Below are 15,430 nucleotides of genomic sequence, written 5' to 3'. Positions count from 1 at the left end.
TAAGTGGGGCTCGATCAAGGACCATTCCTCGTCGGTGAGGTCTCCACGCGCCATGCCCGATGGCCTACCAGGACCGTCGGCCATACCGCAGGCAATCCCTCTGATCTCAACTCCGTACAGGCCCTAGTAGACCGAGATGTGCGGGTGGTCGTAGTGGTTGGCGGTGGTGCCGCCGCGGTCGGACATCGTCCGCCACGTCCCGGTACGCGCGTGCCAGATGCGCTGCCGGTAGATGATGTACATGATGCCCAGCCGCTTGGAGTTCTTGATGGCCCAGGCGGCGATCTCGTTGCCGCGCGCCACCTCGCCGGCCGTGGGCATGGAGCCGCCGCGGCTCAGCATGAAGTCGCACGCCCGGCCGAGCGGGTGCTCGCCGCCGTCCTGGATGGTGCGGTAGCAGCCGATGCCGAACGGCACGTCGAACCGTTCCTGGACGAGGGTCTTGACCAGGCGCATCCGGGGCGTGATGTGGTCGGCGCCCCCGGGGAGCTGGGGCACCCAGGTGCCGTCCGAGCGCCGCACGCCGGGCGCCTGGTAGAGCTGGTCGATCTTGTCCTTGATCTTGTCGATCTGCTTCACCGCCTTGCCCTTGCGCTCGGCGAGGTCGGCCACCTGGTCCGCCAGCTCCGCGGCGCGGGCGGCGGCCTCGGCCTCGGCGCGCGCGTGCTCGTCCCTGACCCGGGCGAACCCGCTCAGCCGGGCGTGCTGCCGGTCGGCGAGGTGCCGGGCGAGGGCCAGCCTGTTCAGCAGCGCGTTCGGGTCCCCGGCGCCGGAGAGAAGCAGCCGGTCGGCGGGCACGGCGTCGATGTACTGGGCGACGGCCATCGCGCGCAGCTCGGTCGACTCCCGGTCCAGGACCTCCTGGGCGGCGGCGAGCCGTTCCTTGGCGGCCTTCTCGGCCTTCTCCGCCTTCTCGCGGGCGATGCGGCCGTTGTAGTAGTCGGTGATGAGCCGGTCCGACTCCTTCTGGAGCGCGGCCAGCTCCTTCTTGAGCTGTTTGACCGTGGGTTTCGGCGCCGCCGTCGCGGGCCTGGGCTCGGCGCCCGTGATCACGGCCCCGCCCAGGGCACCCGTCAGCGTGAGGGCCAGCGCCAGGGGGAGGCGGAAAGGTCTGAGCGGGCCGCGCCGCCGGTGGGCGGGGGACGCAACCGCCACGCTTCTCCTTCGGCCGTGCCGCAGGGCCGCGCCGGGGGGATTTCGTGACGATCCGGCGAACACCCTCTTACCGAGGGTAGATAGTAGGGGATCACGCCGCTTCGCCGGGAATCAGGACATCTGCGGTTGGCGAGGTGGCGGGGGCGCGGGCGCCGGTGCCGTCGAAGGGCCGGCCGTTCCAGATGGCGAGGGCCGCCGCCATCGCGGCGGCGGTGGCGAGCAGCAGCCCGCCCGCGACCGCCCGCCGGGCGACGGGGCTCAGCGCGGGCTGGAACGGGTCACGCCGCCGCGCCGCGGGCCCGCGCGGTGCGTCCGTTGGCTCCGTCACGATGGCGGCGCACCTCCTGGCCGGATAAACCCGAGAAACGTGCCTTTAGGCGGATAAAGATCCTTCTGGCGGACGTTACCCCGCAGTGACGCGGCGTGTCGAGACGCGGACCCGCCGGAGTCGCGATCCATGCGGGATCGGCATGCCGGACGACGACCGGGAGCACTTGAGGACTGGAGAAGCGGCCTCAGGCGGCCTCGGCGGCGGCGAGGAGGTCACGCACGTTGCGGGCGGCGGTGCGGCCCGCGCGGTTGGCGCCGATCGTGCTGGCCGACGGGCCGTAGCCGACGAGCTGGAGGCGGGGCTCGGCCAGGACCCGGGTGCCGTCCACCGCGATCCCGCCGCCCGGTTCGCGCAGGTGGAGCGGCGTGAGGTGGCTCAGCGCCGAGCGGAACCCGGTGGCCCAGACGACGGCGTCGGCCACGGCCTCGGTGCCGTCGGCCCACGCGACGCCGCCGGGGGTGAGCCGGGCGAACATCGGCAGCCGTTCCAGGGCGCCCTTCTCCATGGCCTCACGGACGACCGTGGTGTAGCCGAGGCCGGTCACCGCGACGACGCTCTGCGGCGGCAGCCCGGCGCGTACCCGCTGCTCGACCAGGGCGACCGCCTCCCGGCGGGCGCTCTCGCCGAAGTCGTCCTCGCGGAAGACCGGCGGGCGGCGGGTCACCCACAGCGTGCCCGCCGCGACCCCGGCCAGCTCCGACAGGACGTGGGCGGCGGAATTGCCGCCGCCCACCACGACGACCCGCCGGCCGCGGAACTCCTCGGGCCCGCGGTAGGCGGCGTAGTGGAGCTGCCGGCCGCGGAAGTCGCGGGCGCCCGGATAGTACGGCCAGTGCGGACGGGTCCAGGTGCCCGTGGCGTTGACCACGGCGCGCGCCGCCCACTCCCCCGCGCCGGAGGTGACGGTCAGCCACTCGCCGGGGCCGCGCGTGACGGCGGAGACCTCGACCGGGCGGAGCACCTCCAGGCCGAGGTCGCGCTCGTAGGAGGCGTAGTAGGCGGGCACCACGGCGGCGGCCGGGCGGTCGCCGTCGGCGTCCCGGTCGCGGCCGCTGCCCGGCAGGTCGAACACGCCGTGGACCTTGTCCATGGTCAGGCTCGGCGAGCGGTGCCGCCACGCCCCGCCGGGCCCCTCGGCGGCGTCCAGGACCAGGGGGTCCAGGCCGAAGCGGCGCAGGAAGTACGCGCTGGACAGGCCCGCCTGCCCGGCGCCGATGACCACGACGTCGATCTTCTCCACGCCTCCTTCCAACCACGCGCCCGCGACGCCTCTTCCCGTCCTCGCACGCCCCTCTAGGAGATCCGGCGGAGCGTGCCACCGACGCGCCTCTAAGAGATCCGGCGGAGCGTGCCGCCTACGCGGTAGAGGTCCGCCGGGGCGGTCGCGGCGTGCGCGCGCCCGCCGAGCCGGACGCTCGCCGCCACCTCCGAGCCCAGGTAGCGGTTGACGCCCTTGACGAGGGCGTCGTCGAGCTCGCCCGCCTCCAGCCTGATCACCGCTGCGCCGCCCCGCGCCGCGACGACCTCCAGCTCGCGGCCGTCGAGGTCGATCCGGACCGGGCCCTCGTTGCCGTCCCTGACGAGGACCGTGAGGTGGGCGACGTCCCGTTCGGGGTGCGTCCGCAGGAACACGTCCGCGGCCCCCGCCACCACGCGGGCCCGTGGCGGCGCCGGCGCGGGAGGCGGTCCGGGAGGCAGGGCGGCGGCGAGGACTGTGCACGGGTTCAGGTCCTCGTCCAGGACCGGGACCGCGCCGTCCACCTCGACCACGCCTCCGGCGGCGATGTGGCCGGCCAGCGCGCGCTGCACGTGGCGGTGCAGGAACGGACCGCCCGGGACGGTCAGCCTCGGGTGGCCGGCGAGGTCCCCGGTCTCCAGGTCGACGATCCGGTAGTCGTGGCCGACGGCCCGCATGCGGTCGTGGAAGGCCCGCAGGGAACGGCCGCACACCACACTGTCCCCCGCGTCCCAGGCGGCGAGGCCCGCGTACGGGCGGTAGAGGCCGAAGCTGCCCCCGGTCACCGGGACGCAGGTGAGGAACTCGGCCCCGTGGCGGGCGAGGAAGCCGGCCAGGGCCGCCACGGCGGGCGCCTTCGCCGTCGCCGACCCGTCGGCGGCGATGGGCGCGCAGTCCGGGTACGGCGAGGGGGTGGCCGAGTCGAGCGACGCCGCCCACCCGGAGGTGGACACGCCGGTGTAGACGTTGAACCCGGTCGCCCCGGCCGCCAGCGCGAGCAGCGACTGGTGGAAGCTGGTGGCCGCGTCCTGGTAGGCCCGGTCGTAGAGCTGGGAGAAGCCCCAGTTCTCCTCCATGTTGGGGCCGGGGGCGAGCTTGGCCGCGACGACGTAGCGGAACCAGGCGTCGGGGTCGGCCGAGACGACGCCCATCCAGTTGGTGAACCCGTACGCGATGCCGCCCCACAGGGGCGGGCACACGCGGGCCAGCCAGTCGTCCAGCGCCTCCACCGTCGGCGGGTTGAGGTTGACGACCACGGGGACCCGGCCGTTCACCGCCTCCGCCCAGCGGCGGTAGACCTCGGCGAGGTAGGCGGCGTGGAAGCGGCCCCACCCGGTCAGCGTCGCCGTGTCCTCCCGGCCGGTGCGGGGCGGCTCGGCCCGTCCGGTCCGCTCGCGGTGCAGGGCCAGGGCGGAGGGGCTGTAGTCGTAGGCGGTCAGCGGGCGGGCGCCGTCGGTGTAGACGCCCTCGTTGGCGATCTGCGTGAGGATCACCGGGCCGTTCGGGTGGGCGGCGGCGTCGAGCACCTTCGCGCCGACGGCCGCCAGCCACTCCCCCGCCAGCGTGGCGAACGGCTCGGCCAGCGGGGCGGGCAGCGGCCGGCCGGGGGCGCGCGCCGGTGAGTCCGCCCACCGCGCCGGCTCGCCGGACGCGTCGAGCACCGGCTCGATCGCCGGGTTCCGCTCGGGGCACACCCAGTCGGGAAGCCCGCCGTAGGTGAGCTCGGCGTGGACGAACGGCCCGGGCTTGGCGACGACCTTCAGGCCCAGCCGGTGGCACAGGCCGAGGAAGCCGACCACGTCGCGGCCCGGAGCGGTGTGGCCGGTGAAGTCGGGCGGCGTGTCGGCCTCGGGCTGGTGGTGCCGCCACGGGATGTAGCAGGTCACCACCTCGATGCCCAGGTCGTCGCGCAGCGCCCTGAGCCGGTCGGGCCAGCGCGCCGGGTCGTCCCGGTAGTAGGGGTAGTCGGCGCTGACGAGCACCCGCGGCTCGCCGTCGACGACGATGACTCCCTCGTGGACCTCGATGGTCACGCTCACGCTCCTTACGCGTTCAGGACTTGAGGCCCGTGAAGGCGATGCCCTGCAGGATGCGCCGCTGGAAGACCAGCAGGACGCCGATGACCGGGAGCACGGCGAGCGTGGCGCCCGCCATGACGTAGTAGGCGCGCCCGCCGTCCGGGCTGGCGACGAGCTGCTGCAACGCCAGCGGCAGCGTGTACAGGTCGGGGTCGTTCAGCACGACGAGCGGCCAGACGAGGTCGTTCCAGTGGAACAGGAAGCTCGTGATGGTGACGACCGACAGCACGGGCGTGGACAGCGGCAGGACGACGCGCCAGAAGATCTGCATACGGCCCGCACCGTCGATGAGCGCCGCCTCCTCCAGCTCGACGGGGATCGACAGGAAGAACTGCCGCAGCAGGAAGATGTCGAGGACCGAGGCGACGTTGGGCAGGATCAGCCCCCATCCCGAGTCGAACATGCCGAGCGCCTGGGTGACGTGCAGGCGCGGGATGAGCAGCGTGATGGTGGGCACCATCATGCCGCCGAGCAGGACGACGAACAGCGTGTCCCGGCCGGGGAAGCGGATCCGGGCGAAGGCGTAGGCCGCCAGCGCGTCGATGAGCAGCTTGGCCGGCACCAGCACCAGGCACACCCACACGCTGTTGAGGAAGGCCCGGCCGAGCCCGCCGACCTGCAGCACGTACGCGTAGTTCTCCAGCGTGGCCGCCCACTCGCCGGTCCTGCGGTCGAGCGGCAGCAGGCTGGGGACCTTGGTGTAGATGTCCTGGCCGTGCTTGAACGAGGTCGCCAGCATCCACAGGAACGGCACCACGGACACCGCGACCAGCAGCACCAGGGCGAGGTACACGGAGGCCTTCCTCACGCCGCCTCCCTCCTGACGAACCTGAACTGCAGCGCGGTGACGATCACGATGAGGACGAGCAGGACGAACGACATCGCGCAGGCCGCTCCCATGGCGTCGTAGCGGAAGGCGAACAGGTACAGGTGCAGCACGTAGGTGAGGCCCGACTGCTCGGGACCGCCGGTGACGCTGCGCCCGGCCCCGGAGAAGATGACGTAGACCAGGCCGAACACCTGCAGCGCCGCGATCACCCCGGTGACCACCAGGTAGAACGTCGTGGGCCGGAGCATCGGCATGACCACGCGGCGGAGGCGCTGGACCGGCCCGGCCCCGTCGATCGTGGCCGCCTCGATGATCGCCGTGGGGATGCCCTTCAGCCCCGCCAGGTAGATGATCATCGAGATGCCGCACTGCCAGGCCGACACGAACGCGAGGGCCGGGACGACCAGCTCGGGGGTGTTCAGCCAGTTCTGCCCGGGGACGCCGAACAGCTCCAGGACGCTGTTGATCAGCCCGTACCTGGGGTCGTAGAGCCAGCGCCAGATCGCGCCGACCGCCGCCTCGGCGGTGACCACGGGCAGGAACAGCAGCAGCCGGAACACGTTCGACCCCCTGCGCACGGCGTTGACCAGCAGCGCCTGCACGAGCGCGGCGACCAGCGTCAGCGGGACGGCGATCAGCGTGTACTGGAGGGTGACCCGCACCGAGGTCCAGAAGTGGGGGTACTTGACGTCGTCGAACAGCAGGTCGGTGTAGTTGGCCAGGCCGACCCAGCGGGCGGGGGTGCGCAGGTCCCAGTCCGTGAAGCTGTAGTACAGGGCCGACAGCGCGGGATGGAGCAGGAAGACCAGGAAGTACGCCACCGCGGGGGCGACGAGGAGCCAGCCGATGAGGTGGTCCCGCCGCCGGGCGTCCGGGCGGCGGGGTCGCCGCCGGGGTCCGGGCGCCGCGGTGGGGGTCTCGGCGAGTGCCGGAGAGGCCATGTCAGCCGTTCCAGCCGAGCAGGGTGCGCGTCTTCGCCGCGGCGTCGGTCAGCGCCTGCCGCGGGGTGGCCTTGCCGCTGAGCGCGGTCTCGATGGCGGGTGCGATGATCTCGTCGTTGATCTGGATCCACTGCGGCACGGCGGGGCGGGCGTGCGCGACCTTGAGCTGGGCGAGGAACGCCTCGTTCTCCGGGCCCGTGCCCACGGGGGTGGCCTTGGTGTTGACGGGGAAGCCGCCCGCGGCGTCGGCGACGGCGCCGTTGTTGTCTTCGTCGCCCAGGAACAGCAGCCACTTCCAGGCCAGGTCGGCGTTCTTGGTGGTGGAGTAGACGACGGAGTTCTCGCCGCCGATGTTGCCCGCCGGCGCGGTCTTGTACGGCAGGGGCGCGACGCTGAAGTCGAGGTCGGGGAACTGCTCGCGGATCGTGGGGACGTCCCACGGCCCGGAGATCTGCATGGCCGCCAGGCCGTTCTCGAAGGGCTTGTCCGAGTCGGTGATCTTGCGGGGCGAGGACGGGAGGAGGTCGGCCCACAGGTGCAGGGCCTCCACGGCGGGCGGCTGGTCGAACAGGATCTTCTTGCCGGGCACGTCGGCCATCTCGCCGCCCGCGCCGGCCACCACGCCGGGGAACATCCAGGCGCCGTACCCGTCGCCCTTGGGCACGACCATGCCGGCGACGTCCTGGTGCGCCCGGTGGACCTGGTCGGCGACCTGCTTGAGCTCGTCCCACGTCTTGGGCGGGGTCGGGACGAGCTTCTTGTTGTAGAACAGGGCCACGCCGGTCTGGTCGACGGGCAGGCCGTAGTACTTGCCGTCGGAGCCGAGGTTGGTGTCGAGCGCGCCCTTGAAGTAGGTGCCGTCGGGGAACAGCCCGGCGGGCACCTCCTTGATCGTGCCGTCGAGCGCGTACTTGGACACGAGCGGCTGGTCGAGCACGCTGGCGTCGGGGGCGGTCTTCGCCGCGACGGCGCTGCCGAGCTTGGTGTTGAAGTCGTCCTTCGGAATCTTGACGATCTTGACGGACACGCCGGGGTTGGCCTTCTCGAAGTCCTTGCGGATCTTCTCCAGGACCTGGCCGGCCTGGGGGGTGCGGTCCTGATACGTCCAGTAGGTGAGCGTCCTGCCCTCGGCGGCGTCCGTGCCGCCGCCTCCGCACGCGGTGAGACCCGCGAGCAGGGCCGCCGTGACCGTGACTCCCGCGATCGTTCGGCTCATCTCATCTCCTCGTCAGCGGGGGGTGACCCAGACCATAATCTAAGCCTTAAAAAAAGTCAGCAATCGTACGGAACACTTCAGTAACGCGGATTTCACCGGCGTGCGAGCCACCACAGGAGTGATCATGAGCAGGACCGAGCGCAGGACAGTACGCGACCTCCGGCGCGGTCATCGGGCGATGCTGCTGCGGGCGCTGTACTTCGGCGGCCCCGCCAGCCGCCACGACCTGTGCGCCGCCACCGGCCTGAGCGCCGGGACCGTCAGCACGCTGACGGCCGACCTGCTCGACGAGGACGTCGTCGTGGAGGCCGGGCAGGTCGACTCCGACGGCGGCCGGCCCCGCGTGCTGCTGCGGGTCAACCCCGACCACGGCTACGCGATCGGCGTGGACGTGGGCGAGACGCAGGTCAGGGTGGAGCTGTTCGACCTCGGCATGACCGAGCGGGCCGGCGCCTCCTACGCCCTCCACTCGGCCCGGCACGACCCCGAGCTGGTCGTCCGGCACCTCCTGGAGGGCGTCGACACGGTCCTGGCCGACAGTGGGGTGCCCGCCGAGCGGGTGCTCGGGGTGGGGGTCGGCGTGCCCGGCATCGTGGAGGCGGGGCCCGACGCGCTCGTGCACGCCACCACGTTCGGCTGGAACGCGGTGCCCTTCGGCGCGCTCGTGCGCGCGGGCACGTCGCTGCCGCTGTTCGTGGACAACGGGGCCAAGACGATGGGCCAGGCGGAGCTGTGGTTCGGCTCGTGCCGGGGCGTCAGCGACGCCATCATCGTCTTCATCGGCTCGGGCGTGGGCTGCACGGTCGTCGCCGACGGCGCGATCTACCGCGGATCGGCCAGGGCCGCCGGCGAGCTCGGCCACCTCAAGATCGCCGCTGGCGGGCGGCCGTGCCGGTGCGGCGGTCGCGACTGCTTCGAGGCGTACGTGGGGGCCGAGGGCATCCTCGACCGCGCCGGGATCGCGGCCGACTCCGCCGACCAGCGGCCGGCGCTGGCCCGGCTGCTGGAGGCGGGCTCACCCGTCCTCGCCGGTACGGCGGAGCTCATCGGGCTCGGCCTGTCGAACCTGGTGCACCTGTTCGACCCGGAGCGCATCGTCATCGGCGGGTGGGCGGGGCTCATGCTGGGCGAGGGCCTGCTGGAGCCCATCCGGGCCGCCACGGCCGTCAACACCATGGCGTCCTTCCCGCCCGTGCCCATCGTGCTGGGCGGGCTCGGGGCGGACGCGGTGGCGATGGGCGCGGCGACACTGGTCGTGGAGGAGTTCCTGCGGGGAGCGCAGGCGGCGGGGGCGCAGGCGACCGCGTGACCGTTCCGGGGCTCCGTCTGGCCTGGTCGTACGGGCCGGCTCGCTCCGCGCTGCCCGGGGCGTCGTGCGCTACCCGCCTGGCGTGCCCGTCGTGCCTGGCGTGCCTGGCGTGCCCGTCATGCCTGGCGTGCCTGGCGTGCCTGGCGTGCCCGTCATGCCTGGCGTGCCTGGCGTGCCTGGCGTGCCCGTCGTGCTCGCCGCGGCGAGGAAGCGTTCGTACACGGTGTCGTAGGCGGCGGCGAGGGCCGGATCGCGCGGCTCGGGCTCGCGGGGCAGGACCGGCACGTCGTCGAGGGACCCGCCGGCCTGCCCGGCGACGAGCGCGGCCCCCGCGCACACCGCGTCGCCCGCCCGCACCACCTCCACGGGCGGCACGGACACCGCGGCCTTGACCCGCATCCACAGCGGGATCCTGACCTGCCCGCCGAACACCACGAGCCGCTCCGCCGCCGTCCCGGTCTCGGCGGTGAGCTCGGCGAGCGTCCAGCGCGTGTGCAGGCAGGTGCCCTCGACGGCTGCGGCCAGCAGGTCACCCGCGCCGTGCGCGGCGTCCAGCCCCTCCAACGTCAGGCGCCGCCGCGGGTCGGGCGCCGGGGCGGCCCGCCCGCGCAGGTACGGCTCGACGACGATCCCCGTGGGCAGCCGCACGCCCTCCAGCAACCGGGGCAGCACGGCGTACCTGTCCCCGGAGCCGGACCCGGACCCGGAACCGGCCCCGGACCCGGAGCCGGGGGCGGGGGCGAGGAGGTCGAGCAGCCAGTCGAACAGCGCGCCACTGCTGGACAGGCCACCCACGAGCACGACGTGCCGCCCGTCGAGGGACGGGTCGGCCGTGATGCCGAGGCCCAGGCCCGTCCGGGGGTCAGGGGGCGCGGTGGCGGGGACCATGACGGCCTCCGCCGTGCCCAGCGAGTCGCCGGCGTCGCCGGGGCGGCGGACGCCGGCGGCCCAGCACCCCACCATGTGGTCGTGTCCGGCGATCACCACGGGCGTCCCGGGGGTCACGCCGTCGAGGCCGGCCACCGCGCGGCCGACCGGCTCCACCGCCCCCGCCACCGGCGGCAGCACCTCGGGGGTGAGCCCGGCGAGCGCGAGCAGGTCCGGCTCGTACGTGTGCCCGGCCAGGTCGTAGGCGAGCGTGCGGGCGGCCAGCGTCTCGTGGGTGCGCAGCGCGCCCGTCAGAGCGTGGGCCACGGCGTCGGGCGCACCCGCCCACCAGCGCATCCGGTCCAGGACGGCGCGCTCGTGGCGGCGCAGCCACAGCCACCTGGCCAGCGGCGTCTTGGCGGTGGCACGGTGCCCGGTGACCCCGAACAGCGTCACCGCGTCGCGGGCCAGCTCGGCGGCCTCCTCGGCGCCCCGGGGGTCGGTCCACCACAGGAACGGGGTCAGCGGGCGGCCCTCGGCGTCGAGCGGCACGCCGGTCTCGGCCATGCCGGTGACGCCGATCGCGTCGGGCCGGCGCCCGGTCCGGGCCGCGCACCCCGCCAGCCCCGCACGCACCGCCGCGACCAGGGCGGGCAGCTCGCGCGGGGTCGGCCGGCGCACCTCGGCTACGCACCGGCCGTTCTCGTCGTGGAACCCCACCTTGACGTGCGTCGTCCCGACGTCCACCCCGGCCAGCGTGCGCATGGCCGGGAGCCTACGCGACAGCGCCCCCGCGTACCGGTGCGCGGCCCGCTCCCCCGCCCCCACCACGACCGGCACCGCCCAACCCGCCGCGAGCAGGGGCCCGGCTCGCCCTGGCACCGTGGACACGCGTGATCTGACTCCATGTCAGGCTGTACGTACCCATGACCAGAGACGTCGTACGAGCGACGAGGGAGAGCCGGTGCTGCACGTCAACCACGCCACGACCGCCGCACCCGGCGGTGCCAACGAGGACTACCTGGTCACCGGGCCGGCCTGGATCGCGGTTCTCGACGGGGCGACGGCGCCGCGGGACGTCGACTCCGGGTGCGTCCACGACGTGCGCTGGCTGGTCCGTACCCTCGCCATGGCCGTCGCCGAACGCATCGAGGAGCCGTGGCCGCTGACCCGGGTCCTCAGCGAAGCCATCCACGCGACCATGCGCGCGCACGGCGACGGCTGCGACCTCGTCAACCCCGACTCGCCCTCGGCCACCATCGCCATCGTCCGGCGCACCGGCGACCACGTCGACTACCTCGTGCTGTGCGACTCCCCCATCGCCATCCGGCATCGGGACGGCACCGTCACCGTCGTCGCCGACGACCGTCTAAATCACCTGCCGGGCGGACACCCCTATCGCCTGGAGCTGATCCGGTCACTGCGCAACCAGCCGGACGGGTTCTGGGTGGCCTCCACCGCGCCGCACGCCGCCGCCGAGGCCCTGACCGGCTCCGTGCCGGTGGCCGACGTGACGGGGATCGGCATGTTCACGGACGGCGTGACGAGGCTGGTCGAGTGGTACGGCCGCTCGTGGGAGCAGGTGCTCGACACCCTGACCGAGCGCGGCCCGGCGAGCCTGCTCGCCGACGTCCGCGAGGCCGAGCTCACCTACGGACCGCCGCGACCGGCCAAGGTCCACGACGACGCCACCGCCGCCTGGGTCCTGCCCATCCCCGTCACCTGACGACGACCACAGCCGCCGGATGCCCGGAACCCCGCCGACGGCGCGCGCGCTGACTCCGCCAGGACATCCAGCTCCTCTTCCAGGCCCCCTGCGCGCGCTCGATTCGAGGATGACCGTCGCCGCCCTGATCAGGGACGCGTGGGGGATCGATCCGTCTTGGGCTGGTGCCGCGCGAACGCTGGGACGAGGAGGCGCGCGCCCTGCTGAGCCGGGCCGGGCGGCGTCCCGAGCACACCGGCCGCTACCCGCACCGGTTCTCCGGCGCACAGCGTCAGCGCATCAGCATCCCCCACGCGCTCGCCGTGTGGCCCCGGCTGACCGTCTGCGACGGGGCGGCGTCCGCGCTGGACGTGTCGGCGCGGCCACAGATCCTCGACCTCCTCCAGGAGCTGCATCGCGACCTGGGCGTGGCCTAACTGACCGTCTCGCACGACCCGGGCGTGGCCCACCCGTTCATCTCGCACGACGACCTGGGCGTCGTCGGGCACATCTGCGACCGCATCGCGGTGATTCACCTCGCCAAGGTCGTCGAGACCGGCACAGGGACGAGGTCTACGGCGCCCCCTCGCCCCTGTACACGCACGCCCTGATGTGGGCGCACGCAGGCCCTGATGTGGGCGCACCCTGGCCCCTGATGTCGGCGCACGCCGGGCCCTGATGTCGGCCGCCCGAGCCTGGACGACCGGCGCGACGCCAGCGCGGCGAGATCGTGCTGACCTGCGATGTTCCCTCACCGTTGTCCCCTCCTTCAGGCTGCCGTTCCCGTACGCGCCGCCGGCGGGCCCAAGATCGGTGCCGGGACGAGGAACCGGCGCTGATCGACCGGGGCACGGGTCACCCGATCGCCGGTCACTTCCCCGGAGCCGTCCCGACCGCGATGACGACGGCGGGCGACACGGCCGCCGCGTGAAGGAATGATCCATGCAAGGCAAGATCCTGTCCGTGCTGGCAGCCGGAGCCGTCCTGGCCGCGGCCGCGTCAGCGGGGACCGGCACCGCCGCCGCGAGCGCCGCGACCAGCTGCGCGGACGCGCCGGCAACCCCCGTGACCACCGGCGCGGTGTTCAACGATCCGGCGGCCGGCGACGGGGCCGCCATCGTGACCAGGCTCTGCGGGCTCGTCAAGCAGACGCCCGCGGGAGCGCGCATCCAGGTCGCCCACTTCGTCATGTCCGGCACGGCGGGCACGGAGTTCGCCGGCGAACTGGTCAAGGCCCATCGGCGCGGCGTCGGCGTGCAGGTCATCCTGGACGGCGACACCCGCGGCGCCGCCGTGGCCCGGCAGCTCACGGCCGAGCTGGGCACCGACACCTCGGCCGGCTCGTGGGCGCACGTCTGCGCCGGCCCGCCCTCCGGCGGCACCGCCGCGTGCATCGGCAACAAGGGCCAGCACAACAAGTTCTACCTGTTCTCCCGCACCGGAGCCGCCTCCGACGTGGTGGTGCAGTCGTCGGCCAACCTGACCGACCTCAACTCCACGACGTACTGGAACAACGCGGTCGTCCTGCCCGGCAACAAGCGCCTGTACGCGGCCTACACCGGCTACTTCGCCGACCTGGCGGTCGAGCGCAAGAACCTCGACTACTACCGCGTCACCACGACCGGCGGGCCGGGCGGCTCCGTACGCGCCCACTTCTTCCCCCGGGCGGGCACGGACGCCACCACCGACCCCGTCGTCGAACACCTCGACAAGGTCTCCTGCCAGGGCGGCACGACGATCCGCGTCGGCATGTCCGAGTGGGACACCTACCGCATCGCGATCCCTGAGCGCCTGCGCGACCTGGCCGCCCGCGGCTGCACCGTGCGGATCGTCTACGGGATCATGGAGGACGAGGTCAAGCGGCTCCTGCTGGCCGAACCGCGCATCGAGCTGCGCACGCTCGGCGACGGCGGCGCGCTGCCCGGCCGCGTCCACTCCAAGTACCTGCTCGTCGAGGGCTCCTACGACGGCGACCGTGACGCCCACTGGGTTTTCACCGGCAGCCACAACTACATCGAGACGTCGCTGCGCCGCAACGACGAGACGCTGCTGCGGCTCAACGACAGGACCATCTATCAGCAGTACGTGGCGAATTTCGAGCGTATGCGGACGGTGGCTCCGACCGCGTCCTGAGCCCCGGTCGAGACCGGCCCGCCATCCTGAGCCCCGTCAGGACAGCGCGACCGCCCCTGGCCCCGCCGTCCTGAGCCTCCTCGGGACGGCGCACCGCCCCCGGTCCCACCGTCCCCGCAGGACGGCACAACGCCTCCCGCCCCGCCGTCGTGAGTCCCCACGGGCGGCGCAGCCGCACCCGGCCCCGCTGTCCTGAGTCCCCGCGGGACGGCGCACCGCCCCCGCTCCCACGTCCCCTTAGGACGGCGCAACGCAACCCGCCCCGCCGTCCTGAGTCATCTCGGGACTTAGGACGGTGCAACGCACCCCGCCCCGGCCGTCCTGAGACATCTCGGGACGGCGCGTCGTCCCCGGCCCCGGCGTCCAGAGCCCCCGGGGACGGTGCAACGCACCCCGCCCCGGCCGTCGTGAGTCCTCACGGGACGGCGCGGCCGCCCCCTGTCTCGGCGTTCAGAGCCCTCAGGACGGCGCAACGCACCCCACCCCGTCGCCCCGAGGCCGGATACGGTCAGCGGGCCGAGAAGGCGACGGCTGTCGTGGAGGCGATGAGAGTCGTCACCACCACCATGACGAGCACCGACCCGAGCGGGCTGTGGCGCTTGCGGGCCGGGGCGGCGAGCTTGCGTGGCACATGGGCGGCCACCCGGGCGGGCGTGGGCTCCGGCGTCGGCTCCGCCTTCGGTGAGGTGGTCGCGGACGGCTCCGGTGCAGCGGCGCGCACGGTGTGGCGTGCCGGCGTGCGGACCGGCGCCGAGCTGGGCGTCGGGGCAGGACTCCGCGTGGGCGCGGGGCGTCGCGTCGGCGTCACCCGGGGTGCCGGGGTGCGGGTCGGGGCGGACGAGGGCGTGGCGGTGGGCGACGGGGTGGCCGTCGGAGCGGGCGCGGCGCGGATGCGGCCGCAGGAGCCGATCTCGACGCTCACCACGGGCGGCACGTCCACGCAGACCGGCCCGGGAGGCGGTCCGCAGGAGCCGATGTGCACCAGGGCCACCGGCAGGTCGGCGCACACGGCCAGGCCGCCGCCTCTGCGGCTGTCACCCCCGTCGTCGTCCTGAGGGGCGGCGCCCACCCGTACCCCGGCGATGTCGACGATCGGCTCTCCGCCGCTCGTCGTGCGCCGGGCTCCGGCCTCGTCGCCGGAATCCCGCTTACGGGCCGGACTTCCGACCGATGCATGGACGTCGACCAAGGCCCTCGGCTCGGCGGCGTCGCCGCGGCCCCGCCTGTCGCCCGTCACCGCCGCGCCGTCCCGATCGACGCCAGTCCGGTCGTCGCCGTCCCGATCGACGCCAGTCCGGTCGTCGCCGTCCCGGTGAGCGCCGTCCCGATCGACGCCAGTCGAGTCGTCGCCGTTTCGGTAGGCGCCGTCCCGGTGGGCGCCGTCCCGGTGGGCGCCGTCCACCGGCCCGTGCGTCCCGGCTAGACCGCTCGTCCAGGCAGGGCCGCTCCTCGGGCTGCGGTCGTCGCGCATCGCGGCGCGGGCGAACAGCGGCGCCGCCAGCGGGCCCACGGCAGCCGCCGCGGAGCCGCCCGCCGCGAAGCCGACCCCAGCGGAGCCAACCCCCGTAGAAGAGCCGCCCTCCGCAGGAGAGCCGACCCCCGCGGGAGAACCGTCCCCCGCGGGAGAGC

The 15,430-nt window shown here is 73.8% G+C and carries 13 protein-coding genes; 4 read left to right on the top strand and 9 right to left on the bottom strand.

What is annotated here, in order from left to right:
* Window positions 1–123: 123 nt before the first annotated feature.
* The 7 genes from HTZ77_RS23280 to HTZ77_RS23250 all read right to left on the bottom strand — a co-directional run bounded on the left by HTZ77_RS23280 (window position 124) and on the right by HTZ77_RS23250 (window position 7,787).
* Window positions 124–1,155: a coiled-coil domain-containing protein gene (locus HTZ77_RS23280; RefSeq protein ID WP_175591754.1), complete on the bottom strand. Its 1,032-nt coding sequence runs from the start codon at window positions 1,153–1,155 to the stop codon at window positions 124–126.
* Window positions 1,156–1,246: 91 nt separating this feature from the next.
* Window positions 1,247–1,483: a hypothetical protein gene (locus HTZ77_RS23275; protein ID WP_175591753.1), complete on the bottom strand. Its 237-nt coding sequence runs from the start codon at window positions 1,481–1,483 to the stop codon at window positions 1,247–1,249.
* Window positions 1,484–1,670: 187 nt separating this feature from the next.
* Entirely contained in the window at window positions 1,671–2,726 is a 1,056-nt protein-coding gene (locus tag HTZ77_RS23270; RefSeq protein WP_175591752.1) for an FAD-dependent oxidoreductase, read from the bottom strand.
* 89 nt (window positions 2,727–2,815) lie between these two features.
* Entirely contained in the window at window positions 2,816–4,756 is a 1,941-nt protein-coding gene (locus tag HTZ77_RS23265) for a beta-galactosidase (RefSeq protein ID WP_175591751.1), read from the bottom strand.
* Window positions 4,757–4,775: 19 nt separating this feature from the next.
* Window positions 4,776–5,609, bottom strand: a complete 834-nt coding sequence (locus HTZ77_RS47585; RefSeq protein WP_175591750.1) for a carbohydrate ABC transporter permease — start codon at window positions 5,607–5,609, stop codon at window positions 4,776–4,778.
* Window positions 5,606–6,571 carry a carbohydrate ABC transporter permease gene (locus HTZ77_RS23255; RefSeq protein ID WP_175591749.1) on the bottom strand — a complete coding sequence of 322 codons (966 nt, stop codon included), beginning with the start codon at window positions 6,569–6,571 and terminating at the stop codon, window positions 5,606–5,608. Before HTZ77_RS23255 ends, HTZ77_RS47585 begins: the two co-directional genes overlap by 4 nt.
* Window position 6,572: 1 nt before the next feature.
* Entirely contained in the window at window positions 6,573–7,787 is a 1,215-nt protein-coding gene (locus tag HTZ77_RS23250; protein WP_175591748.1) for a sugar ABC transporter substrate-binding protein, read from the bottom strand.
* Between the two features lie 124 nt (window positions 7,788–7,911).
* On the opposite strand from HTZ77_RS23250, the gene HTZ77_RS23245 reads away from it, so the two are divergent.
* Window positions 7,912–9,096, top strand: a complete 1,185-nt coding sequence (locus tag HTZ77_RS23245; protein WP_175591747.1) for an ROK family transcriptional regulator — start codon at window positions 7,912–7,914, stop codon at window positions 9,094–9,096.
* A gap of 69 nt (window positions 9,097–9,165) precedes the next feature.
* On the opposite strand, the gene HTZ77_RS23240 is transcribed toward HTZ77_RS23245, so the two are convergent.
* Window positions 9,166–10,854: an FGGY-family carbohydrate kinase gene (locus HTZ77_RS23240; protein ID WP_328808719.1), complete on the bottom strand. Its 1,689-nt coding sequence runs from the start codon at window positions 10,852–10,854 to the stop codon at window positions 9,166–9,168.
* A gap of 73 nt (window positions 10,855–10,927) precedes the next feature.
* Between HTZ77_RS23240 and HTZ77_RS23235 the strand changes: the two genes are divergently transcribed.
* The 3 genes from HTZ77_RS23235 (at window position 10,928) to HTZ77_RS23225 (ending at window position 13,801) form a co-directional block, all read left to right on the top strand.
* On the top strand, window positions 10,928–11,689 hold the full coding sequence (locus HTZ77_RS23235; RefSeq protein ID WP_328808718.1) for a protein phosphatase 2C domain-containing protein: 762 nt from the start codon (window positions 10,928–10,930) through the stop codon (window positions 11,687–11,689).
* Between the two features lie 164 nt (window positions 11,690–11,853).
* Complete coding sequence (locus HTZ77_RS23230) at window positions 11,854–12,105, top strand: ABC transporter ATP-binding protein (RefSeq protein WP_175591745.1); 252 nt, start codon at window positions 11,854–11,856, stop codon at window positions 12,103–12,105.
* Between the two features lie 505 nt (window positions 12,106–12,610).
* Window positions 12,611–13,801 (top strand): phospholipase D-like domain-containing protein, encoded by a 1,191-nt coding sequence (locus HTZ77_RS23225; RefSeq protein WP_175591744.1) that lies wholly within the window; start codon window positions 12,611–12,613, stop codon window positions 13,799–13,801.
* A gap of 508 nt (window positions 13,802–14,309) precedes the next feature.
* Here the strand turns inward: HTZ77_RS23225 and HTZ77_RS23220 are convergent.
* Window positions 14,310–15,311, bottom strand: coding sequence for a hypothetical protein (locus HTZ77_RS23220; protein ID WP_175591743.1), 1,002 nt, complete (start codon window positions 15,309–15,311; stop codon window positions 14,310–14,312).
* Between the last annotated feature and the right edge of the window lie 119 nt (window positions 15,312–15,430).

This window comes from Nonomuraea montanisoli (assembly GCF_013363975.1).
In the GTDB taxonomy this organism is placed as follows: Bacteria; Actinomycetota; Actinomycetes; order Streptosporangiales; family Streptosporangiaceae; genus Nonomuraea; species Nonomuraea montanisoli.
This window is presented reverse-complemented; position numbering and strand designations above follow the sequence as displayed.

Coding starts and splice junctions, on each gene's coding strand:
- HTZ77_RS23255 (WP_175591749.1), bottom strand. CDS start 6,571: ATGGCCTCTCCGGCACTCGCCGAGACCCCCACCGCGGCGCCCGGACCC.
- HTZ77_RS23250 (WP_175591748.1), bottom strand. CDS start 7,787: ATGAGCCGAACGATCGCGGGAGTCACGGTCACGGCGGCCCTGCTCGCG.
- HTZ77_RS23245 (WP_175591747.1), top strand. CDS start 7,912: ATGAGCAGGACCGAGCGCAGGACAGTACGCGACCTCCGGCGCGGTCAT.
- HTZ77_RS23225 (WP_175591744.1), top strand. CDS start 12,611: ATGCAAGGCAAGATCCTGTCCGTGCTGGCAGCCGGAGCCGTCCTGGCC.